The sequence below is a fragment of the Kribbella sp. NBC_00482 genome (assembly GCF_036013725.1).
In the GTDB taxonomy this organism is placed as follows: Bacteria; Actinomycetota; Actinomycetes; order Propionibacteriales; family Kribbellaceae; genus Kribbella.
The window spans coordinates 4,574,473-4,593,389 of record NZ_CP107881.1; the positions used below are offsets into that span (position 1 = coordinate 4,574,473).

Below are 18,917 nucleotides of genomic sequence, written 5' to 3' on the forward strand. Positions count from 1 at the left end.
CACGTGCTGACCACACGACGGATGACGGGGGTAGTCGCCGCCTTGGTGATCCTCGGCGCCACCGCCTGCTCGTCGGAATCCGGTGCCGAGGGCACGAAGGCCGACGGCACCGTGACGATCAAGGTCGGGCAGAAGCCGACGCCCGACCAGGCGGCTGCGCTGAAGACCTGGACCGACCGGGTCGCCGAGTTCGAGAAGGCGAACCCGAAGATCAAGATCGAGGGTTCGGAGTACGGGTACGACGTACAGACGTTCCAGGCCGACCTGGCCGCCGGGACGCTGCCGACCGTGGTCGCGATCCCGTACACCGACGTACAGGGCCTGATCGAGCGCAAGCAGCTCGCCGACATCACCGACGTGGTCAAGGCGTCGCCGGTCGGCAGCAAGATCAACCCCGAGGTGCTGAAGACCGTCCAGGACTCCAGCGGGAAGATCTTCGGGCTGCCGGTGCAGGCGTACACGATGAGCCTCAACTACAACCGCGCCCTGTTCAAGCAGGCCGGGCTCGACCCGAACAAGCCGCCGACGACGTGGGAAGAAGTACGGACCGACGCGAAGGCGATCGCGGACAAGACCGGCAAGGCCGGCTACGCGATGATGACCACCAACAACACCGGTGGCTGGATCCTGACCGCGATGACGTACACGTACGGCGGGAAGATCGAGAACGTCGACGGTGGCAAGGCGTCGGCCGCGTTCAACGACGCGCCGATGAAGAGCGCGCTGACCGCGTTGCACGAGATGCGCTGGACCGACAACGCGATGGGCAGCAACTTCCTGTTCAACCAGAAGCAGTTGCAGCAGGAGTTCGCCGGCGGCAAGATCGGGATGTACATCGGTACGCCGGGCGACTACCGCGACGAGGTCACCACGATGGGCGCCAAGGGCGAGGACATCGGTGTCGCGCCGCTGCCGCTCAACTCCCCGGACGGCGGCACGCTGACCGGTGGCGCCGTACAGATGTTCAACCCGAAGGCCTCGAAGGAGCAGGTCGAGGCGGCGGTGAAGTGGGCGGAGTTCTTCTGGCTGGAGAAGTTCACCGACCAGGACCACGCCGTCACCGATGCCAAGGCCGCGAACGCGGACAAGGTGCACTCCGTCGGGTTGCCGATGCTGTGGCTGTTCGACGAGGCGTCGCAGCAGCAGTACAACACGTGGATCAAGCCGTACGTGAACACAGTGCAGGCGAACTTCACGCCGTACACGAGCAAGGCGGCGTCGCTGAAGCTGATGATCGAGCCGCCGGTCGCCGGTCAGAAGGTCTACGCGAACCTCGACACCGTGGTGCAGACGGTGCTGACCAAGAAGGACACCGATATCGGCAAGCTGCTCACTGACTCGTCGAAGGCCGTCGACGGCCTGCTGGCGACCCCGTGACTCGTACCGCCCGGTGGATCCGCAACGGCGGGATCAGCACCCTGGTGTTCCTGATCCCGACGTTGCTGGTGTTCGGGTTGTTCTCGTGGTGGCCGATCGCACGCGGTCTGGTCCTCGCGTTCCAGCAGACGAACCTGGTGGAGCCGGCGCAGTGGGTCGGGTTCGGCAACTTCCGCAAGGTGCTTGCCGACCCGCTGCTGCTGACGGCCGTCCGCAACACCGCCTGGTTCGCCCTGCTGGCGTTGGTGTTCGGGTACCCGGCGCCGCTCGCGCTGGCCGTCTTCGTCCGCGAGCTGCGCCGCGGGCGGGCGTTGTTCTCGGTGCTCGCCTATCTGCCGGTGGTGCTGCCGCCGGTGGTGGCGATCCTGCTCTGGAGAGTGTTCTACGACGCGAGTGACGACGGCCTGTTCAACACCCTTGCCCGGGGCATCGGGCTGGGCCCGTTCCAGTGGCTGCAGGACGCGCACTCGGCGATGCCCAGCATCGTCCTGGAGGCGACCTGGGCCAACGCGGGCTCGACGATGATCATCTACCTGGCCGCGTTGTCCGGCGTACGCACGGATCTCTACGAGGCGGCCGAGATCGACGGAGCCTCGATCTGGCGGCGGGTGGTGCACGTGACGCTGCCGCAGATGCGGACGATCCTGCTGATCACGTTGCTGTTGCAGATCATCGGGACGTTCCAGGTGTTCACCGAGCCGTTCCTGTTCACCGGCGGCGGTCCGGCGAACGCGACCACGACGATCCTGATGCTGCTCTACAACTACGCGTTCATCAACGGCGACTACGGCGGCGCGACCGCGTTGTCGATCCTGCTGGCGATCTTCCTCGGCCTGCTGTCGTTGCTGTACTTCCGGCTGACCCGGCGTTGGGGGACGACATGAGCGACCGTGGCATCATCTCCCCGGCCGGCCGCAGCCGGCCGCTCGTTCGGTGGACCCTCGGCAGCGGGCAGGTCCTGATCCTCGTGCTGCTCGCACTGGCCGGACTGGGCCCGATCCTCTGGCTGGCCAAGGCGGCGATCTCCCAACCGAACGACATCGCGTCGAACCCGCTCGGCCTGTGGTCCGGGCAGCCGCAGTGGCAGAACATCGCGACCGCCTGGTCCCAGCTCCGGGTCGGGCCGGCGCTGATCAACACCGTCTGGATCGCGCTCGGCAACTGGGCCGTGTCGGTGCTGGTGGCAACGACCGGCGGCTACGCGCTGGCGATTCTGCGGCCGAGGTACGCGAAGTTCGTCAACGGCGCGTTGCTGGCGACGCTCTTCATTCCCGGCGTGATCTCGCTGGTACCGCTCTATCTGACGGTGATCGACGTACCGATCATCGGCGGGTCGTTGATCAACACCTACTGGGCGATCTGGCTGCCCGCCGGGGCGAGTGCCTTCAACGTGATCATCACCGGACGGTTCTTCGCGAACCTGCCGGCCGAGCTGTTCGAGGCCGCGAAGATCGACGGCGTCGGCAACTTCCGGATGTTCACGTCCCTGGTGCTGCCGTTGTCCGGCCCGATCATCGGCGTCGTGTCGCTGCTGTCGATCATCGCGGCCTGGCGTGAGTTCCTCTGGCCGAAGCTGGTGCTGCCGGACCGGACCAAACAGCCGCTGTCGGTGATGTTGCCGGCGATTCGCGACAACGTGCAGGTGAACCTGTTCATGGCCGGACTGCTGATCTCGGTGGTGCTGCCGATCGTCATCTTCCTGCTCTTCCAGCGCTACTTCATCCGCGGCGCCGGACTGGCCGGGGGGATCAAGGGATGAATGGAGTGCGAGTGAATCGGGTTCTCGTCACGGGGGCAGGCGGCATGATCGGACGTGCCGTGGTGGACGACTTGGTTGCCCAGGGCATCGCGGTGACCGCGCTGGAGCGGGTCGAGCCGGAAGGGCTGCCGGTGGACCGGATGGTGGTCGGGGACGCCGGCGATCCGGACGCGGTCGACGAGGCGCTGGTCGATGTGGATGCCGTGATCCATCTGGCCGCGGTGCCGGCGCCCGTCCTGGGTACGCCGCTCGAGGTCTTCGGCAACAACACCCGCGCGACCTTCGTCGTCCTCGAGGCGGCCGGACAGCGGGGGATCCGCCGGGTCGCGATGAGCAGCAGTTACGGGATCACCGGGTTGCCCTGGGCGGCTCAGCCACTGCATCCGGCCTACGTGCCGATCGACGAGGGTCTGCCGCCGCAGGTCGAGGATCCGTACGGGTTGTCCAAGCAGGTCGACGAAGCGACCGCTCAGATGATGGCGCGACGCTACGACCTGACGGTGATCGCCTTGCGGCTGCCGTTCGTCGCCAACGACAGGCGTCGGCGTGATCGGCTGGCCGCGACCACGGCCGACCCGCTGATCGGGTCCACCGAGATGTGGGCGTACCTCGATCTTCGCGACGCCGCGCGGGCGCTGCGGCTGGCGCTCGTCGCCCCGGCGTCGGGGTTCCACGCCGTACTGGTCGCGGCCCCCGAGACGTTGGCGCCGTACGCGACCGAGGACCTGTTGGCGCGGTATCACCCCTCGGTTCCGGTGCGGAAGACGTTGCGGGGGCGCGCCGTACCGATGGATCTGTCGAAGGTCGAGGAGTTGCTCGGGTTCACGGCCGAGCATCAGGTCCCGTTGGACGCCCGGCCGCTGCCCGCTGATCTCACCCGCGCTGCCGGGTAAGGAGAGGAATCACCATGCCTTTGTTCGACAAGCCGTTGCCTGACCTCCGCGAGTACCGTCCGGAGCGGCACGAGCCGGCCGACTTCGATCGCTTCTGGCAGGAAACGCTGGCCAAGGCCTCTACGGATCCACTCGACCCGTCTTTCGTCCCGTACGACTCCGGGCTGTCGACGGTCGACGTGTGGGACGTGCGGTTCACGGGATTCGGCGGGCATCGGATCGCGGGGTGGTTCCTGGCGCCGCGTGACCCGGCCGGGCCATTGCCGACGGTCGTGCAGTTCCTGGGGTATCAAGGCGGACGGAACTGGCCGATCGACTGGCTCGTGTACCCCGCCGCCGGGTACGCCGTACTCGTCATGGACACGCGCGGGCAGGGGACCGAGACGGCCGATCCCGATCCGGGCGCGAACCCGCAGATACCCGGCTTCCTCACCCGTGGACTCGTCGATCGGGACACCTATTACTACCGGCGGGTGTTCACCGACGCGGTCCGGGCGGTGGACGCGGCGCGGAGTCACCCGATCGCCGACCCGGACCGGATCGTGGTCTCCGGCGGCAGCCAGGGCGGAGGCATCACGCAGGCGGTCGCCGGGTTGCGGACGGACGTGGCGGCCGCGTTGATCGACGTACCGTTCCTGACGCACTTCCGCCGGGCGACCGAGATGATCGAGAAGACCGGGTACGGCGAGATCGCCGACTACCTCGCTCGCCGCCGGATTCCGCCGGAGGACGTGTTCTCCGTCCTCGACTACTTCGACGGCGTGAACTTCGCGGCCCGCGCGACGGCTCCGGCCCGGTACTCGGTCGCGTTGATGGATACGGTCTGCCCGCCGTCGACGGTCTTCGCGGCGTACAACCACTACCGCGGTCCGGCCGAGATCGACGTCTGGCCGTACAACGGCCACGAGGGCGGCGCCCAGCTGCAGCGCATGCGTCACCTGAAGTGGCTCGCTGACACGCTGTAGCTTGCGGCACGCAAGGCTGCTGCCCTAGTCTCGACGTATGAAGAGTTCTGCAGATGTGCAGCTCGACTCGTGCAACGTGCGGCTGGTCGACCCGGAGCGGGTGGCGAGCGTCAACGCCAGGATGCCGGGCGAGGACGACATCGCCGACACGGCCGACGTGTTCGGTCTGCTCGGCGATCCGCGGCGACTGAAGTTGCTCGTCGCGCTGCTCGACGGAGAGCTGTGCGTCTGCGATCTCGCCGCGATCACCGGGTTGAGCGAGTCCGCGACATCCCATGCGCTCAGGTTGCTGCGCGCCCACCGCGTGGTCGGCGTACGGCGGGACGGGCGGAACGCGTTCTACCGGCTCGACGACGCGCACGTGCGGATGCTGCTCGACCTCGCGGTCGCACACACCGAGCACACCGACGCCATCCACCCGGAACGGACCGAGTCGTGAGCGCGGGACACGGCCACGGGCACGGTGTCAGCGCGGCGGCGGACAAGAAGCTGCTCAGCGGTGCGCTCGCGCTGATCGTCGGCTTCATGATCGCCGAGGTGATCGTCGGGTTCGCGGCCGGTTCGCTGGCCCTGGTCACCGACGCGGCGCACATGCTCACCGACGCGATCGCCATCGCGCTGGCACTGCTAGCGATCCGGCTCGCCGCGAAGCCGCCGGCCGGTGGGTTCACATACGGCTTCAAGCGCGTAGAGATCCTGTCCGCGCAGGCCAACGGCATCACGCTGCTGCTGCTCGCGGTGTACTTCGTGTACGAGGCCGTCAACCGGCTGATCGATCCGCCCGAGGTCAAGGGCGCGCTGGTCCTGATAACGGGCATTGTCGGCATCGTGGTGAACCTCTTCGCGACCTGGCTGATCAGCAAGGCGAACCGCTCCAGCCTCAACGTCGAGGGCGCGTTCCAGCACATCCTGAACGACCTGTTCGCGTTCATCGCGACCGCGATCGCCGGTCTCGTCGTCCTGCTGACCGGGTTCGCCCGTGCGGACGCGATCGCGGCGTTCGTGGTCGCCGTACTGATGCTGAAGGCCGGCGTCTCCCTGGTCCGGGACTCGGGGCGGATCTTCCTCGAGGCCGCGCCGATCGCGATCGACCCGCAGGCGCTGGGCGCCGAACTGTGCGCGGTCGAGGGCGTGGTCGAGGTGCACGACCTGCACGTCTGGGAGATCACCTCGGGTGAGCCGGCCGCGTCCGCGCACATCCTGGTCGCCGAGGGGCTGGACTGTCACCAGATCCGGGTCCGGATCGAGGAAGTGCTTGCCGAGCGCCACCACCTGACGCACTCCACGCTCCAGGTCGATCACGCCACCGCAAGCCAGGAGTCCGAGCACTGCAGCGACGCACACGGCGTGGTCCACCGCGCGATCACAGGCGCTGGACCAGCACCTGACCCAGCCAATCCACATCATTGACCCGCGGTACGGCGAACTCGCTCTCCCGCGTGAACCCCTGCTTCTCGTAGTACCGGACCAGCGCGCCGCCACCGCCAGCGAAGCAGTCCACCCGCAGCAGCCGTGCGCCGTCCTCGCGGGCCAGCTCGCGGGCGTGGTCGAGCAGCACCCCGCCCAGGTTCTGCCCCGCGGACAGGCGGTCGGTCACGAGCAGTCGTACGTACAGCTCCGGTTCGGTTGCCGGCGGCACGTAGTCGAGGGCGGTGCCAACGGCGAGGGCACCGACCACTCGGCCGTCCGTCTCGCCCACCCACAGCCCGCCGTCGTCGGCGAACCCGGTGATCTGCTCGACCCGCCGCGGGCTCGTCGAGTGGGCCGCCGTACCCCACTGGTCGGTCCGCCCGCGCGCGACCAACCACTCGGTCGCCCCGTCGAGGAGCGCCAGTACCGCCGGTACGTCGTCCCGCCCGGCCCGGCGGATCGTCATCTGCACATTTCCCAGAATAGATTGGCAGGAGATGTCGAAACGCCGTTCGCAGTCTCTACCTAGGTGTGTAGAGAGGAGCTCACCGTGAGCAAGAAGACCGGAAAGCTGGACAAGACCTTCACCGCGCCGCTGCTGAAGAGCGACGCCAAGGGCGGCTGGACCTACGTGCAGATGCCGGATTCGGCGGCGTACTTCGGGACCCGCGGACTGGTCAAGGTCCGCGGCACGATGGACGGGCACCCGTTCGAGAGTTCGTTCATGGCGCTCGGCGACGGGACCCACAAACTGCCCGTCAAGGGCGACCTGCGGACCCTGATCGGCAAGCAGCCGGGGGACGAGATCACGGTCTATCTGGAGGAACGTCTCAGTTGAGAGTGCCTTCCTTTTGATCTGCACCGTTGTTTGATCTGAGATCATCGTCACAGCCGGTCATGTTCTGAGTAAGGTCTCTGTGAAGAATCGATGCTGACCGGCTGCTCGGGTGGGGATCATCGCGGGCCTGACCGTACCGTCGATGACTGGGTGGTCCGACGAAGTCAGGAGTGATCGAAGTGCAACGGGGCTCACGGGGCGTGCGATCGGCATGCCCACATCCAGCAGATCCGGCTTGACCGTGATCTCGCTGAACAAGATTCTCGGCGTGGCCGGGCTGGTGCTGCTGGGCGGCGGCGCGCTGCTCGGGTTCCGGTCGGTCTCGGCGAGCGGGACCGACTGCGGTTCCGCGTTCCAGCCGGCTGCCGGGATCACGCCGATGGCCTGCGACAACGCACTGAGCGGCGCCAGCACGTTGACCATCGTCGTCATGAGCGCCGGCGTGCTGTGCCTGATCGCCGCCGTCGCCATCAAGGTCATCCGCGACCGCACCCAGGAGAAAATCACCGCCTGACCGGCACCTCCTATGTCAGAGTTGCCGCGATGATGATCGAACCGTTCCGGCTGGATACGCCGGAGAGTGAGCTGGATGACCTGCGCCGACGGCTGGACCTGGTGCGTTGGCCCTCGGAGCTACCGGGAGCCGGCTGGTCCCGCGGCGTACCGCTGGACTACCTGCAGGAACTGGCCGGCTATTGGCGGGACGGTTACGACTGGCGGGCCGCCGAGGCACGGCTGAACGCGTGGCCGCAGTACACCACCGTCATCGACGGGGCGGTCGTCCATTTCGCCCACATCCGCTCGTCGTCGCCGGACGCGATCCCGCTCGTGCTCACGCACGGCTGGCCGGGCTCGATCGTCGAGTTCACCCTCGTCGCCGAGTTGCTGAGCGACTTCCACCTGATCCTCCCGACCATCCCGGGCTTCACGCTGTCCGGCCCGACCACCGAGCCCGGGTGGGAGTTCAAGCGCGTCGCGCGGGCGTGGACCGAGCTGATCACACGGCTCGGATACGAGCGGTACGGCGTACAAGGCGGCGACTGGGGTTCGGCGATCTCCCGCGAGGTCGGGCGGATCGATCCTGAGCGCGTGATCGGCGTACACCTCAACCTCATCCCCGGCGCGGGCGCGACCTCCGAACCGACCTTCGAAGAACTAGCGCCCCTCGACGCGGCCGAGCGCGAGCGGACCTGGGCGTCGTGGCACCGGCAGCAGGAGTTCGCGGCGGAGCGGCAGGGGTACGCCGACCTGCAGTCGACCCGCCCGCAGACCCTCGCGTACGCGCTGACCGACTCTCCGGTGGGGCAGCTGGCGTGGATCGCGGAGAAGTTCGCGACCTGGTCTGATTCGCCGATCGACCGGGACCTGCTGCTCACCAACGTCATGCTCTACTGGCTGACCAGGACCGCGGGATCGTCCGGCGCGATCTACTACGAGCGCGCGCACGCGTCGTACTGGGGCCAGCCGGCCGAGCCGTCGCGGACGCCGACCGCGCTCCTCGACCTCGCGCACGAGAACTTCATCCCGCTACGGCACAAGGTCGCCCACACCGACAACATCGTCCGCTGGACCAGCCACCCGCACGGCGGTCACTTCGCCGCGCTCGAACAACCTGAGGTGCTGGCGGCGGACATCCGTTCCTTCTTCACGGCCTTTTCGGATTTCACGGCTTGAGGATGAGCTTGCCGGTGGTTCGGCGGGCGAGCAGATCCTCGTGTGAGCGGCGGGCATCCTCCAGCGCGTACTCGGCCCCGACCAGCGGGCGTAGTTCGCCTGCGGCAGTGAGGGCGAGCAGTTCGGTCAGGGGCTCGACGTACCCGCCCGGCAGGTCCATCGCGGGAACCAGCCAGAAGCCGGCCACCGAAAGGTTGCGTTGGGCAAGCGCACTCGGGTCGACGCTGGGCCGTCCCTCGCGACCGGCGTTGCCGTAGTTGACCAGGCGGCCGAACCCCTTGAGACATTCGAGCCCGGCCAGCATGGTCGGACCGCCTGTCGAGTCCAGTACGACGTCGACGCCATCGGTCACCTCCCGGATCCGGTCCGCGTAGCCGTCCGGGTTGTTGTCAACAGCAACATCCGCGCCGAGCTCCAGCGCCAGCTCCCGCTTGGCCGCGGTCGACGCCGTCGCGATGACCAGCCCGGCCCCGAACTGCTTGGCGAGCTGCACCGCGATCGACCCGACGCCGCCGGCCGCAGCGTTCACCAGCACGGACTCGCCTGCTTGGAGCCGCGTGCTGTTCCTCAACACATGCCAGGCCGTCAGCCCTTGGATGAGCAGCGCGAGCGCCTGCCCGTCGCTGACCTCCTCCGGTACGTCGACCGCTCGGTGCGCCGGCGCCACGGCGTACTCGGCGTACCCTCCGCCGGTCTCGAGGATGGGGGAGAGGATGCGACGGCCGGTCTCGGTACGGCCGACGATCTCGACGCCAGGGACGAACGGAAGCGTGACGCCGCCGCGGTAGGAGCCGTCGGTGCGATGGGTGTCGGCGAAGTTCACGCCGGCCGCGCTGACTTCGACTCGGAGGTGGCCGGGACCGGCGGTCGGTGGGTCGAGCTCGGTCGGTACCAGTACCTCGGGGCCGCCGAACTGGGTGACCTGGATCGCGCGCATGGGGGTGTCTGTCCGATCTGCCGGGCGAACTATCGTTACCGCATGAGTTTTACCGGGTTTCCGGCTGCGGCGCTGGACTTCTACGACGATCTCGAAATGGACAACACCAAGACCTTCTGGACGGAGCACAAGCACGTCTACGAGGAGTCGGTCCGGGCGCCGATGGCGGCGCTGCTGGCGGAGCTCGAGGAGGAGTTCGGTACGGCGAAACTGTTCCGCCCGTACCGTGACGTGCGGTTCGCCAAGGACAAGACGCCGTACAAGACCCACCAAGGCGCCTTCATCGACGTCGCCCCCGTCACCGGGTGGTACGTGCAGGTATCCGCACCCGGCGTACGGGTCGCGGCCGGTTTCTACGACGCGTCGTCCGAGCGACTGGCCCGCGTCCGCACCGCCATCGACGACGACCGCCGCGGCAAACAGCTGGAGAAGCTACTCGCCAAGCTGGTGAAGGCCGGCTGGACCGTAGGCGGCGACAAACTCAAAACCAGCCCCCGAGGCTACGACCCCGACCACCCCCGCATCGACCTACTCCGCCACAAATCCCTCACCGTCAGCAAAAACTACGGCTTCGAACCAGTCATCCACACCCCAGCCCTAACCACCCAAATCCGAAAAGACTGGCAAGCCACCCACCCCCTCATCCAATGGCTAACCGACAACACCTAACAGCTGCTGTCCAGCTCAGGGCGGACCTGTGCCACTCACCAACCGATCACAGCCGTCCAGGATCAGGCGTGAGGTACCCGCCGCTCGGCGGCGGCGCGGTGGGTTGGTGAGTGCCGGCGATCCACCCAACTGCCTGCCTGCCCGGTCGGGCGCGGCCGGCTGGGGTCAGCGCTCGAAGTCCTTCTTGATGTTGGTGAGGATGTCGCGGGTTTTGTTCGGGGGTGGGGCTGCGACGCAGAGGGCTTCCATGGTGGCGGTGTACTGGTCGAGGTCTTCGAGCTTGTCCAGATAGAGGGCGCTGCTGAGGTGCTCGATGTAGACCATGTCCGGGAGGTCCTGCTCCGGGAAACGGAGGATGCTGTAGGCGCCTCCGGTGGCTGCGTGGCCGCCGACGTCGAACGGCATCACCTGCAGTGTGACGTTCGGGAACTGCGACGCGTCGATCAGATGCTCGAGCTGCGCGATCATCGCCTTGACGCCACCGATCGGCCGGCGGAGTACTGCCTCATCGACGACCGCCCAGATCCGGACCGGCTCCGGGCGGGTCAGGACGCCCTGCCGGCTTGTCCGCAGCGCGACCCGGCGCTCGACTTCTTCGGCCGGGATCAGCCCGCGACCCAGCTGGATCACGGCTCGGATGTAGTCGGGGGTCTGCAGCAGACCGGGGACGAACTGCAGTTCGTAGACACGGATCAGCTGCGCCGCGGCCTCGAGGTCCAGGTAAGAGTGGAACCAGCTCGGCAGCACGTCGCCGTACCGGTGCCACCATCCCGGGTTGTTCGCCTCGCGGGTCAGGGCGAGGAGGCGTTCGCGCTCTTCCGCGTCGTCGACGCCGTACAGAGTAAGAAGGTCGCGGACGTCGCGCTCCTTCAGGCCGACGCGGCCGAGTTCCATCCGGCTGACCTTGGACTCCGACGACCGGATCTCCCACCCCGCGTCGGATCTGCTGATCCCTGCTGCCACCCGCATCCGGCGAAGGTGCCCGCCGAGAATGATGCGCAGCGCGGTCGGCCCGCTCTGCGCGCCCGACTCGGTCACACCCACCTCCCAGCGGCCCCAGCGGTCTTCATCGGCAACCTCATCCGCAGGTGCACATCATCGCATGCCCGAACGCTGATCTGCCGGAGTTCTTACAAAAGAACGGCGAATCCACATCAGCGATCACGGAGCGTAAGACTAGCCGATCAAGGGTCGAGCGGCTTTGTCAGCACATACTAGTCCGCCGATCGGGGGTCGAACACCGTTCGCCAGGGGTCGATCCAGGCTCGATCAGGCGGAAAGTGGCCCGATCTGGTCTCGAAATGGAAAACGTGCGGATGCACGTGCATCGGGCGCTTGCATTCGTCGCGTGCCGACGCCATGATTGATTCATGCACAGAAGGTGAGCTGGTTCTCGCGAAAAGTGACATCGCGTGAACCAGCAGGCCGGTCCTTACAGAGCGCTGACGGCCCCCCGTTGGCATGACTGGTTGGGGAACCCGAGTCGATGAACGACGACGACAGTGAGGTTGTGGAGCAGACCGCCGCGATGGCAGGCGGCCGTGCGCCCGAGGACCTGACGGAGCGGGAGATCCAGGACCTGGTCGCGCGTTGCCCCGAGCAACAGCGCTGGGCCTTCGAGGGCTGGTTGCGCGGCGTTCGCCAACTCGACGGCGACCCGATCGTGAGCCTGGCCCCATGACTACCGACAGAGCAACAGGAGGACGGAAGATGGTGCGGATCTGGCTGGGCGACCACCTGATCGCCGAGTACGTCGCCGAACCCGACCGCGCGTCGCGGTACCAACGGGTGATGACGCCGAAGTTCACCGGATTGCGAATCACCGTTGACAATGCGGCGACCGGGAAGGCCTCCGAGCTGCCGAGCGAGCAGCTCTGGCCGCTCACTGTCCAGTAGTCCGTACCCGCCCCTCGGGCAACGCCAGGACCGACTCTCTTCGGAGGGTCGGTCCTGGCGTTTTGCGTATGTCGAACCTCCGCGCCGTGGTGCGTCGGCCGGCGATCGTTCGATGCCGCCGGCCGGTTCGCCGTACCGGTGTTCTCCGGGCACAGAAAAGGGCCCCTTCGTCACTCGCCTGGCGAAGGGGCCCTTTGCTTCTGAGGTGCCCTGTGTTGCTGGTTCTTGCTCAGATCAGGTAGCCGAACTCGCCGTCCTGAACGCCGCCGAGGAACGCCTCGATCTCTGCCTTTGTGAACACCAGTGCCGGTCCTTCGGTGAAGCGCGAGTTGCGCACCGCCACACCGCCGTCCGACAGCTTCGCTACCTCGACGCAGTTCCCGTTCGGGCCGCTGCGCTGGCTCTTCCGCCAGATCAGCTCGCTGTTCGAGTCGCCGGGCATGCCGTTGTAGATCGCAGTCATCAGCTGCACCTTCCGTACGTCCTTGGCATATGCACGTGCATTTGGCCTTGCATCTGCATCGTACACACTTTTGGCCCATGTGTCCGCTCCCTTACGTCCTGTGATCTTGGCGGGGTCAAACGAGCGTTGGCTCACCGATTTCGGTCGCGAACGGTGACTGTTTCGGCCTTCGTGCATGAGTTCCGGGAAGGTGGGGTACGACTTCTCATGCAGGCATGACCGTGGTTCAGCGAAGTGCCACGCCGTGACGAGACAGTCGCGAGGTCATACCAATGGTTACGAGCACTATCGAGCGGGATTCCACCCGCAGCGGCGCACCGATCGATCGGGCCGCCCGTGAAGCAGCCACCCGGAAACTCATGGAACGCCGGGCCGGAAGCAGCGCCGCAGAAGAGCGGCAAGAACTTCTCGAACAGGTCGTCGAACTCAACCTCGAAATGGCCAAGGGCATCGCACGCCGTTTCCGCGGCCGGGGTGCCGAGGCCGACGACCTGGAGCAGGTCGCCTACCTGGGTCTGGTGAAGGCAGCCCACCACTACCGGTTGGAGGCGGACACCCCGTTCATCGGGTTCGCGATCCCGACGATCCGCGGCGAGGTGAAGCGGTACTTCCGCGACTGTGCCTGGACGGTCCGGATCCCGCGCCGGCTCCAGGAGATGCAAGGCACGATCGCGAGCAAGCTGCCGGAGCTGGAGCAGCAGCTGAACCGGGAACCGACGCCGGCCGAACTGGCCGAGCATCTCGAGGTCGAGGTGACCGAGGTCGAGCAGGCCCTCGCGGCGCGCGGCTGCTTCAACGTGCTCTCGCTTGATCGGCCCGCCGAGGCCGACGCGGAGCTCACGCTCGCCGATGTCGTTGCCGATGACGACGACGCGAGCATCGATCAACTGGAGACGGTCGAGATGCTGGAGCCGGTGCTCGCCGACCTCGGCGACAGGGACCGCCGCATCCTGCAACTGCGCTTCGTCGAGGGCTGGACCCAGTCCGAGATCGGCGACGACATCGGCGTCAGCCAGATGCAGGTCTCACGGGTTTTGCGCCGGATCCTCATCGATCTGCGCGAAAAGCTGGCCCCGGAGCAGACGGCTGCCTAGTCAGCTGCCGGAGTGCCCTGGTGGTAGTAGAGACGCCAGGCGCCGTCGGTCCGTCGCCAGATCGAACTGCGGCGGACCGGCGTACCGCCTGTACGCCGGGACACATAGGTGACATGCACGAGGTCGTCGGCCAGCCGGGTGCCGGCGACTTCGGTCGCCTCGATCGGGTCCGCGTCGGTGATCTCCCCGGACGCCAACGCGGCAACGATCGCCGCCCGGTCCCAGCGCCGTCCCGAAGCACCGACCTCGACGAACTCCGGATCCAGCAGTACGTCGACCTCGGCCGACCCCCGCACCTCCGGAAGCAACAACCGCAGCTCCGCCTCGACCGCCGCCCGCACCTCTTCGTCCACGGCACCGACCCTAGCTAGCGAACCGCCAGGCCATCACAATCGGTCCGCGGACTCGGCGCTGAGCGTGCGCGCGTCGGTGATGCCTCGATTGTGATGGCCTGGGGATCCGCGACTCGCTGGCCGGGGCGTCTCACTCAGGGTGGTGGTGGGACTGCACAATGGGGGGAGGACGAGGGGATGAGTCGTTGCTGTTGGCCTTGCGGATGTTCAAGACCGTGCCCGCGGACGCGGTCGCGGTCCTGCGCGCGTATCCGCCGATGGTGGTGTGCTTCGCCGCCGCACTGACCGGCACTGCGCTGGTGTTCGACGTCTTCTACCTCGTCGCGAGCCCCGGACTCACACTTGCACTTGTATATACAGTGCCCGTGCTCGCCGGATTGATCGCCGGGCTGGTGGCGGCGGCCGACGACGTCGGGCTCGCGCGGGGGGTACTGCTCCGGACGGTCGGTCTGGCCGTTGCCCTCGGCATCACCAACGCGATCGTCGTCGCGATGATCGCCGCGATGGTCCGCACCGATCCGTCGAACTGGTCGTCGGGCGGGCAGTCGGTGCTGTTCGCCGCCTGCACGGTGCTCGCCGTCGCCGTCGCGATCGTTGCCTGCCGCAAACTGATCGATGCGCTCGGCCTCGAGCTGAGCACCCGTCTCCCGCACCGTCGGCCGCCTCGCAACCCGCTCGCCGCCCCCGCGGTCGCGAAGGTCCAGCCGCGGGTCAGCAAGGAGTCGGCCGCCCGCGCCAAACCAGCGCCTCCCGCCGCGCCGCCACCGGCCCCAGCCGTCGACGAGGAGGAGACCATCCCGGTCTTCGTCCCACCACCCCCGAAGGTCGTCGACCTCGACGAGGCCCGCCCAGTCACCCCGTCGGGCCCCGTCACGCCCCACACCCCACGCCCCCGCCGCACCACCACCCGCCGCCCCAACAAACCCGGCCGCCGCCCCGGCACCTAGCAGGTTTGGTCGGCCGGCAGGCGACCGGTTAGCAGGTAGGCGATCACCTTGTCGTCGACGCAGGTGTTGCCGTATTCGCCGAAGATTCCGTGTTTGCGGGCACCCTTCAGCGTCACCATCCGTGCGTTGGGCAGGTGCTTCTGGAGGGCCGTCGCGTACGAGTAGATGGTCCGCGGGTCGCCGTCCGCCGCTACGATCAACGCCGGCTCCGAGTTGGCGATCCGTGTCGGCGGCTCCTGCGGTTGCACCGGCCAGTACGCGCACGGCGAGGTCATCCGCGTGAGTGAGGCGAAGTGCGGTTCGGTACGGCGATGCGCCTGGATGTCCCGCCAGTACACCTGCCGATCGCGCGGCACCGCGCGGTCGCCGCAGACGATCGCGATCTGCGCACTGGCCAGCTGCGACAACGCCGGCGTCAGCAACCCTTCCAGAAACCCACCGAGCTCGGGCCCCGGTTCCACCGGTCCGTACGTCGCGTCGAGCAGCGTCCGCACAATCCCGGCGTACGTCGCCCGTGCCGCGTCCCGATCATCGGCGAGCGGCCCGAACAACACCAGCGGCACGGACCCGTCATCGAGCTCGTACTTCCCGATCCGCAAGCCGTCCCGCGCAGCCACTCGCAGGATCCGATCCACCGAGGCCATCACCCGCGACGGCGTCGCCCCCAAGTGGTACGTCGCATCTCGCGCGGCCGCCCACGACGCCCACGCCCGAAGCGCGGCCTCATTCGCCGGACCGACCGTCCGCAGCAGCCGCGCACTGTATCGCTCGGGATCCATCGGCCCGTCGAGGACCACCCGGTCCGTACGCCCCGGGAACATCTGCAGGTAGACCGATCCGAGATAGGTCCCGTACGAGTACCCCAGGTACGAGATCTTCTGCTCACCCAACGCGATCCGCACCCGGTCGATGTCCCGCGCAGTGTTCCGCGTGTTCACGTACGGCAGATATCTCCCCGCGTTAGCGCCGCAGCGTGCCGCGATGTCCGCCACCTGCCGATCGACGCGCTCGAACGACGAACGGTCGGCACCGCCCGCCCACGGCCAGGCGGCGAACGGGAGCTTGCAGTCGATCGGCGTACTGCGACCCACGAACCGCGGATCCAGCCCGATCAAGTCGTACCGCGTTCCCGCGGCCTTCATCGCCGTCCGCAGCCGCAGCGGCATGCCCAAACCGGGACCGCCCGGGCCGCCGTCGTTCAGCACCATCGCGCCGATCCGGTCGCCGGTCGCCTTCAACCGCGACAGCGCGAGCGTGATCTGCGGGCCGTCGGGCCGCCCGTAGTCGAGCGGCACCTTCAGCTCACCGCACTCGGCACCGGCCTCGTCGAGCGCGGCCCCTTCGGTGTCGGCGGCGTTCAGCTGACAGTGGTGCCAATCGATCTGCGGATGCTCCGCCGACGTGGAAACGGGCGCGCCCAGGAGTGCCAGTACCAGAAGCAGTTTCATCGATCCTCCTCGAAGTCACTCCTGACGCTAGGGATCGCGGCGCCGCCGCACAGTGCACTCGGAGACCGGCCGAGGGTCGCGCGGACGCTACCCGGAGCTGCAAGACTGTGGCCGGGGAGGCACTTGTGTGGGACGTGATTGTTGTCGGAGCTGGGCCGGCGGGAGCGTCGGCTGCGATCGGTGCGTTGGCGGCGGATCCGAGCCTGTCGGTGTTGCTACTCGACCGGCACGAGTTCCCGCGCGACAAGGCCTGTGGTGACGGGATCGCTCCGCACGTACTCGATCTGCTCGCCGGCGTCGGTGTCACCGGGATCCTCGACGACTGGACCCCGGTACGGCGGTTCGTGCTCAATCGCGGCGACGTCGGCGTGGACCGGCAGATGTCACGACCGACCTGGGTGGTTCCGCGGACGGTCTTCGACCAGCGCCTGGTCGAGGCCGCGCGAACGGCCGGCGCACAGTTCATCCACCGCCGGGTTCGCGACCTCACGGTCCAGGAGCGATCCGTCACCGTGGACGAGGACCTGGACGCGCGCTTCCTGGTCGGTGCCGACGGCGCGCATTCCGTCGTACGGCGGGAACTCGGCCTGAAACCGGGTCCGGCCGCACTGGCGATCCGTGGCTACGCGCCGACCCCGGCTGCACGCGCGGCGAGCCAGGTGATTGCGTACGGGCCCGGTCGGCAACCGTCGTACGCGTGGTCCTTCGACCGTGGCGACGGTTGGTCGAACGTCGGGTACGGCGAACTGCTGGCCGGCACCCGCCCCACGCGGACCGAGCTACTGAACCACCTCGAGGTGCTGCTTCCAGGAGCAACGGAAGGTGGGGAGTCGTGGTGGGGTCACCATCTGCCGCTCGCCGGCTGGTCGTGGCGACCGCGCAGCGGGCCGGTGCTGCTCGCTGGTGACGCGGCCGGTCTGATCAACCCGATGACCGGGGAAGGCATCTATTACGCAGTCGCGACCGGACTCCTAGCCGGCCGTGCGATCGCCGACGCGCTTCGAGCGGGGACCTCGGACGCCGGTACGCCGTACCGTCGCCGCACGACCCGCTTGCTCGCCAGGCATCTCCGCGATACCGCGCTCGTCGCCCAGTTGAGTCGCTCGGACCGGATTCTCGATGGTGGCATTCGCGCGGCTGCCGCCGATCAGCACGTGTTCGACGACCTCGTCGAGCTAGGCCTCGCGGACGGCGGCCTGACTCGCCGCCTCCTCCGTACTCTCTTGCGCTGAAGCCTTGATCGCGTAGTCGACGGCATCGGTGACCCGTTCGACCGGCCAATTGAGCCGGGCCGCGAGTTCCGCGGTGCGATCTGGTTCCCACAGGACTGCTAGCACTGCTAGGCAGTCCTGGAAGCCGGCACCGCCGGACATGTCTTCGCTGAGCCGCTCGAAGAACTCGGCCATCTGTTTGAGGCGTTCGCCTGCCGGGGTGTCTCGCCCGACGAGTTCGACACCCTCGGCCGCGGTCTCCGCCCAGTTGTGGTTGGTGCGTGCGCTGATCTCCCACGCCTTCAGCCAGACGTCCTCGGCGATCACGTAGTGCTGGAGGCGGCGTACCGGATCGGTCTCGCGGTACACCATCCCGACCCGCTCGAGGTAGCCGATCGCCTTCGAGATCGACGCCGGGCTGACCCGCAGCGCGCGGACGAGATCAGCTGCTGTCAGCGTGCGGGAGTCGGACGTATAGAGCAGTGCAAGCACCCGCGACGCCATCCGCGGCAGCCCACCGTCCACCATCATCGTCGCGAACCGCTCGACATACGCCCGCCGCAACTGGTCCGCGCGCACATCCCCTCGCGCATCCGGCCACCCGTCCGCCCACCGTTCGGCCCATCCGTCCGCTCGTGTGTCCGCGTCCGCGCGGCTTCGTCGGCGGGCGCGGGAGGCGGTGGCGTAGTGGGCGTGGTCGGCGCGGTATCCCGCCGCGCCGCCGTTGCGGGCGACCTCTCGGCTGATCGTCGACGTCGGCCGCTCCAGTTGCCGCGCGATCTCGGCGTACCCGAGTCCGTCCGCCAACCCGCCCGCGATGTCGAGCCGGTCCTGGTGACTCAGCCTGCCTCCCGGCATCCGCAACCTCCGCGCATTCATCGTCAGCTCATTGCAACGAATTGCGTTCTCTCGCAACCCTGTTGCACAGAATGTCATGTTTTACAGGGTTTCACGAGCCCGCGACCTTGACTGATGATTGCCGA

23 protein-coding genes are annotated in these 18,917 nt (G+C 67.7%); 16 read left to right on the forward strand and 7 right to left on the reverse strand.

The window, feature by feature from the left end; translation table 11 throughout:
* The first annotated feature begins 3 nt into the window (after window positions 1–3).
* Genes OHB24_RS22465 through OHB24_RS22495 form a run of 7 tightly spaced genes read left to right on the forward strand, consistent with a single transcriptional unit; the run spans window position 4 to window position 6,404 of the window.
* Window positions 4–1,377 carry an ABC transporter substrate-binding protein gene (locus OHB24_RS22465; RefSeq protein WP_327632767.1) on the forward strand — a complete coding sequence of 458 codons (1,374 nt, stop codon included), beginning with the start codon at window positions 4–6 and terminating at the stop codon, window positions 1,375–1,377.
* Complete coding sequence (locus tag OHB24_RS22470) at window positions 1,374–2,261, forward strand: carbohydrate ABC transporter permease (protein WP_327632768.1); 888 nt, start codon at window positions 1,374–1,376, stop codon at window positions 2,259–2,261. The genes OHB24_RS22465 and OHB24_RS22470 overlap by 4 nt, the downstream gene beginning before the upstream one ends.
* Window positions 2,258–3,136, forward strand: a complete 879-nt coding sequence (locus OHB24_RS22475; RefSeq protein ID WP_327632769.1) for a carbohydrate ABC transporter permease — start codon at window positions 2,258–2,260, stop codon at window positions 3,134–3,136. Before OHB24_RS22470 ends, OHB24_RS22475 begins: the two co-directional genes overlap by 4 nt.
* Entirely contained in the window at window positions 3,133–4,029 is an 897-nt protein-coding gene (locus OHB24_RS22480) for an NAD-dependent epimerase/dehydratase family protein (protein WP_327632770.1), read from the forward strand. Before OHB24_RS22475 ends, OHB24_RS22480 begins: the two co-directional genes overlap by 4 nt.
* Window positions 4,030–4,043: 14 nt before the next feature.
* Complete coding sequence (locus OHB24_RS22485; protein ID WP_327632771.1) at window positions 4,044–4,994, forward strand: acetylxylan esterase; 951 nt, start codon at window positions 4,044–4,046, stop codon at window positions 4,992–4,994.
* 37 nt (window positions 4,995–5,031) lie between these two features.
* On the forward strand, window positions 5,032–5,433 hold the full coding sequence (locus tag OHB24_RS22490; protein WP_327632772.1) for an ArsR/SmtB family transcription factor: 402 nt from the start codon (window positions 5,032–5,034) through the stop codon (window positions 5,431–5,433).
* Window positions 5,430–6,404: a cation diffusion facilitator family transporter gene (locus tag OHB24_RS22495; RefSeq protein WP_327632773.1), complete on the forward strand. Its 975-nt coding sequence runs from the start codon at window positions 5,430–5,432 to the stop codon at window positions 6,402–6,404. The genes OHB24_RS22490 and OHB24_RS22495 overlap by 4 nt, the downstream gene beginning before the upstream one ends.
* Here the strand turns inward: OHB24_RS22495 and OHB24_RS22500 are convergent.
* Window positions 6,358–6,870 carry a GNAT family N-acetyltransferase gene (locus tag OHB24_RS22500; RefSeq protein WP_327641088.1) on the reverse strand — a complete coding sequence of 171 codons (513 nt, stop codon included), beginning with the start codon at window positions 6,868–6,870 and terminating at the stop codon, window positions 6,358–6,360. The two genes, OHB24_RS22495 and OHB24_RS22500, sit on opposite strands and share 47 nt — an antisense overlap.
* Before the next feature lie 84 nt (window positions 6,871–6,954).
* Here OHB24_RS22500 and OHB24_RS22505 point away from each other — a divergent pair, with 84 nt between their 5' ends.
* From OHB24_RS22505 to OHB24_RS22515, 3 genes are all read left to right on the forward strand, one after another.
* Entirely contained in the window at window positions 6,955–7,242 is a 288-nt protein-coding gene (locus OHB24_RS22505) for a DUF1905 domain-containing protein (RefSeq protein ID WP_327632774.1), read from the forward strand.
* A 109-nt stretch (window positions 7,243–7,351) separates the two neighbouring features.
* Entirely contained in the window at window positions 7,352–7,756 is a 405-nt protein-coding gene (locus OHB24_RS22510) for a hypothetical protein (RefSeq protein ID WP_327632775.1), read from the forward strand.
* Between the two features lie 29 nt (window positions 7,757–7,785).
* Window positions 7,786–8,916 carry an epoxide hydrolase family protein gene (locus OHB24_RS22515; RefSeq protein WP_327632776.1) on the forward strand — a complete coding sequence of 377 codons (1,131 nt, stop codon included), beginning with the start codon at window positions 7,786–7,788 and terminating at the stop codon, window positions 8,914–8,916.
* Here OHB24_RS22515 and OHB24_RS22520 read toward each other — a convergent pair.
* Window positions 8,906–9,853, reverse strand: coding sequence for a quinone oxidoreductase family protein (locus tag OHB24_RS22520; RefSeq protein WP_327632777.1), 948 nt, complete (start codon window positions 9,851–9,853; stop codon window positions 8,906–8,908). The two genes, OHB24_RS22515 and OHB24_RS22520, sit on opposite strands and share 11 nt — an antisense overlap.
* 42 nt (window positions 9,854–9,895) lie before the next feature.
* On the opposite strand from OHB24_RS22520, the gene OHB24_RS22525 reads away from it, so the two are divergent.
* A complete protein-coding gene (locus tag OHB24_RS22525) occupies window positions 9,896–10,522 on the forward strand; it encodes a DUF2461 domain-containing protein (protein ID WP_327632778.1) in 627 nt (208 codons plus the stop codon).
* A gap of 165 nt (window positions 10,523–10,687) precedes the next feature.
* Here OHB24_RS22525 and OHB24_RS22530 read toward each other — a convergent pair whose 3' ends face one another.
* Window positions 10,688–11,560 (reverse strand): helix-turn-helix domain-containing protein, encoded by an 873-nt coding sequence (locus OHB24_RS22530; protein ID WP_327632779.1) that lies wholly within the window; start codon window positions 11,558–11,560, stop codon window positions 10,688–10,690.
* A 448-nt stretch (window positions 11,561–12,008) separates the two neighbouring features.
* Between OHB24_RS22530 and OHB24_RS22535 the strand changes: the two genes are divergently transcribed.
* Window positions 12,009–12,203, forward strand: coding sequence for a hypothetical protein (locus OHB24_RS22535; protein WP_327632780.1), 195 nt, complete (start codon window positions 12,009–12,011; stop codon window positions 12,201–12,203).
* Window positions 12,200–12,418 (forward strand): hypothetical protein, encoded by a 219-nt coding sequence (locus OHB24_RS22540; RefSeq protein WP_238151293.1) that lies wholly within the window; start codon window positions 12,200–12,202, stop codon window positions 12,416–12,418. The genes OHB24_RS22535 and OHB24_RS22540 overlap by 4 nt, the downstream gene beginning before the upstream one ends.
* Window positions 12,419–12,647: 229 nt before the next feature.
* Here the strand turns inward: OHB24_RS22540 and OHB24_RS22545 are convergent, their stop codons facing one another.
* Window positions 12,648–12,881 (reverse strand): DUF397 domain-containing protein, encoded by a 234-nt coding sequence (locus tag OHB24_RS22545; RefSeq protein WP_327632781.1) that lies wholly within the window; start codon window positions 12,879–12,881, stop codon window positions 12,648–12,650.
* Window positions 12,882–13,153: 272 nt separating this feature from the next.
* Between OHB24_RS22545 and OHB24_RS22550 the strand changes: the two genes are divergently transcribed.
* The gene (locus OHB24_RS22550) at window positions 13,154–13,975 is read left to right on the forward strand and encodes a SigB/SigF/SigG family RNA polymerase sigma factor (protein WP_327632782.1); all 822 of its coding nucleotides are present in this window, start codon (window positions 13,154–13,156) and stop codon (window positions 13,973–13,975) included.
* Here the strand turns inward: OHB24_RS22550 and OHB24_RS22555 are convergent.
* Window positions 13,972–14,328: a nuclear transport factor 2 family protein gene (locus OHB24_RS22555; RefSeq protein ID WP_327632783.1), complete on the reverse strand. Its 357-nt coding sequence runs from the start codon at window positions 14,326–14,328 to the stop codon at window positions 13,972–13,974. The genes OHB24_RS22550 and OHB24_RS22555 overlap by 4 nt on opposite strands.
* Window positions 14,329–14,513: 185 nt before the next feature.
* On the opposite strand from OHB24_RS22555, the gene OHB24_RS22560 reads away from it, so the two are divergent.
* Complete coding sequence (locus OHB24_RS22560; RefSeq protein ID WP_327632784.1) at window positions 14,514–15,275, forward strand: hypothetical protein; 762 nt, start codon at window positions 14,514–14,516, stop codon at window positions 15,273–15,275.
* Here OHB24_RS22560 and OHB24_RS22565 read toward each other — a convergent pair.
* Window positions 15,272–16,723 (reverse strand): alpha/beta hydrolase, encoded by a 1,452-nt coding sequence (locus tag OHB24_RS22565; RefSeq protein ID WP_327632785.1) that lies wholly within the window; start codon window positions 16,721–16,723, stop codon window positions 15,272–15,274. The genes OHB24_RS22560 and OHB24_RS22565 overlap by 4 nt on opposite strands.
* 125 nt (window positions 16,724–16,848) lie before the next feature.
* On the opposite strand from OHB24_RS22565, the gene OHB24_RS22570 reads away from it, so the two are divergent.
* Complete coding sequence (locus OHB24_RS22570) at window positions 16,849–17,955, forward strand: NAD(P)/FAD-dependent oxidoreductase (protein ID WP_327632786.1); 1,107 nt, start codon at window positions 16,849–16,851, stop codon at window positions 17,953–17,955.
* Here the strand turns inward: OHB24_RS22570 and OHB24_RS22575 are convergent.
* A complete protein-coding gene (locus tag OHB24_RS22575; protein WP_442913919.1) occupies window positions 17,899–18,813 on the reverse strand; it encodes a MarR family transcriptional regulator in 915 nt (304 codons plus the stop codon). The two genes, OHB24_RS22570 and OHB24_RS22575, sit on opposite strands and share 57 nt — an antisense overlap.
* Window positions 18,814–18,917: the final 104 nt, after the last annotated feature.

What these genes read in the sequence shown, in the direction of transcription:
- OHB24_RS22525 (WP_327632778.1), top strand. Translation starts at nt 9,896, where the DNA reads ATGAGTTTTACCGGGTTTCCGGCTGCGGCGCTGGACTTCTACGACGAT.
- OHB24_RS22485 (WP_327632771.1), top strand. Translation starts at nt 4,044, where the DNA reads ATGCCTTTGTTCGACAAGCCGTTGCCTGACCTCCGCGAGTACCGTCCG.
- OHB24_RS22535 (WP_327632780.1), top strand. Translation starts at nt 12,009, where the DNA reads ATGAACGACGACGACAGTGAGGTTGTGGAGCAGACCGCCGCGATGGCA.
- OHB24_RS22475 (WP_327632769.1), top strand. Translation starts at nt 2,258, where the DNA reads ATGAGCGACCGTGGCATCATCTCCCCGGCCGGCCGCAGCCGGCCGCTC.
- OHB24_RS22540 (WP_238151293.1), top strand. Translation starts at nt 12,200, where the DNA reads ATGACTACCGACAGAGCAACAGGAGGACGGAAGATGGTGCGGATCTGG.
- OHB24_RS22545 (WP_327632781.1), bottom strand. Translation starts at nt 12,881, where the DNA reads ATGACTGCGATCTACAACGGCATGCCCGGCGACTCGAACAGCGAGCTG.
- OHB24_RS22500 (WP_327641088.1), bottom strand. Translation starts at nt 6,870, where the DNA reads ATGACGATCCGCCGGGCCGGGCGGGACGACGTACCGGCGGTACTGGCG.
- OHB24_RS22565 (WP_327632785.1), bottom strand. Translation starts at nt 16,723, where the DNA reads ATGAAACTGCTTCTGGTACTGGCACTCCTGGGCGCGCCCGTTTCCACG.
- OHB24_RS22490 (WP_327632772.1), top strand. Translation starts at nt 5,032, where the DNA reads ATGAAGAGTTCTGCAGATGTGCAGCTCGACTCGTGCAACGTGCGGCTG.
- OHB24_RS22520 (WP_327632777.1), bottom strand. Translation starts at nt 9,853, where the DNA reads ATGCGCGCGATCCAGGTCACCCAGTTCGGCGGCCCCGAGGTACTGGTA.
- OHB24_RS22515 (WP_327632776.1), top strand. Translation starts at nt 7,786, where the DNA reads ATGATGATCGAACCGTTCCGGCTGGATACGCCGGAGAGTGAGCTGGAT.
- OHB24_RS22550 (WP_327632782.1), top strand. Translation starts at nt 13,154, where the DNA reads ATGGTTACGAGCACTATCGAGCGGGATTCCACCCGCAGCGGCGCACCG.
- OHB24_RS22480 (WP_327632770.1), top strand. Translation starts at nt 3,133, where the DNA reads ATGAATGGAGTGCGAGTGAATCGGGTTCTCGTCACGGGGGCAGGCGGC.
- OHB24_RS22575 (WP_442913919.1), bottom strand. Translation starts at nt 18,813, where the DNA reads ATGAATGCGCGGAGGTTGCGGATGCCGGGAGGCAGGCTGAGTCACCAG.